Raw genomic sequence first — 1,416 nt, forward strand, 5'->3', positions numbered from 1 at the left:
TCGGCCTCCCCAGGGCTCGCTGCGCTCGCACCGGGTCCCTACCGATAGGCTTAGGAACCATGACCGCAGCCCATGCTCATATCGCCGACCTCGGTGCGTACGTCAGCGCCTCACCCTCCAGCTTTCATGCAGCTCACGCCGGCGGTGCCCGGCTGGCTGCCGCAGGATTTACGCAGCTTGGAGAGCATCAGGAGTGGGAGGCTGGGCCCGGCCGCTACTTTGTTATCCGCGACGGGGCGCTGATCGCCTGGATTGTGCCCTCGGGCGCCACCGAGTTGACCGGCTTCCATATCCTCGGCGCGCACACTGATTCCCCGTCCTTCAAGCTCAAGCCCAAACCCACCATCGGACGTCACGGCTGGCTGCAGGCCGGGGTTGAAATCTACGGCGGGCCGTTGCTGAACTCATGGCTTGACCGCGAACTGGCTTTGGCGGGCAGGCTGGTAACGCACGACGGCGCCGAGCACCTGGTTGCCACCGGGCCATTGTTGCGGTTTCCACAGTTGGCAATCCACCTTGACCGGGGGGTCAACGACGGACTGAAACTGGACAAGCAGCAGCACATGAACCCGGTATGGGGCATGGGTGATCCGGCGCAGGCGGATCTGCTGGCCCTGCTCGCTGTCGCGGCTGATCTGGAGGCGGAGGATATCGGAGGATTCGACGTCGTTATCGCCGACACACAGGAGTCGCGCGTATTCGGCGCGGATGGTGAATTCTTTGCCTCGGGGCGGCTGGACAACCTTTCCTCGGTCCATGCCGGTTTGACCGCGATCACGGCGGCTGCGAAACATGGCTCGGCTGATTCACCGATCGCAGTCCTTGCGGCCTTCGACCATGAGGAAGTGGGCAGCGCCTCCCGTTCCGGCGCCAGTGGACCTTTCCTGGAGGACGTGCTCCACCGGATTTCGGCCGGGCTCGGTGCGGGTGCGGAGGCACGAAGGCGGGCTCTGGCGTCGTCGTTCTGTGTCTCGGCAGACGCCGGCCACGCCGTGCATCCCAACTATGCCGAGCGCCACGACCCGGCCAACCACCCGGTGCTGGGCGGCGGACCACTCCTGAAAATCAACGCCAACCAGCGCTACACCACGGATGCTCCCGGCGCAGCCTATTGGGCACGTCTCTGCAGGGACGCTGGCGCGCCGTACCAGGAATTCGTTTCCAACAACGTGATGCCGTGCGGTTCCACCATCGGTCCCCTGACGGCAACCCGGTTGGGCATTCGTACCGTTGACGTGGGCGTTCCGCTGCTTTCCATGCACTCCGCGCGCGAGTTGTGCGGGGTCGAGGATCCGTATCAGCTTCGCCGGGTGGCCGAGCGGTTCTTCACCACGGTTTAGATCACGGCACGGTTCACATCACGGCACGGTTCACATCACGGCCGCGAGCCGCGGTGGCAGTTCGCAGCACGGCGGG

General features: G+C 65.1%; 1 protein-coding gene. It reads left to right on the forward strand.

Translation table 11 applies throughout. The features are described from left to right. The first annotated feature begins 59 nt into the window (after nt 1-59). Nucleotides 60-1,340 carry a M18 family aminopeptidase gene (locus Y708_RS0111870; protein ID WP_028280102.1) on the forward strand — a complete coding sequence of 427 codons (1,281 nt, stop codon included), beginning with the start codon at nt 60-62 and terminating at the stop codon, nt 1,338-1,340. Nucleotides 1,341-1,416: the final 76 nt, after the last annotated feature.

This window comes from Arthrobacter sp. H5 (genome assembly GCF_000520595.1).
In the GTDB taxonomy this organism is placed as follows: domain Bacteria; phylum Actinomycetota; class Actinomycetes; order Actinomycetales; family Micrococcaceae; genus Arthrobacter_D.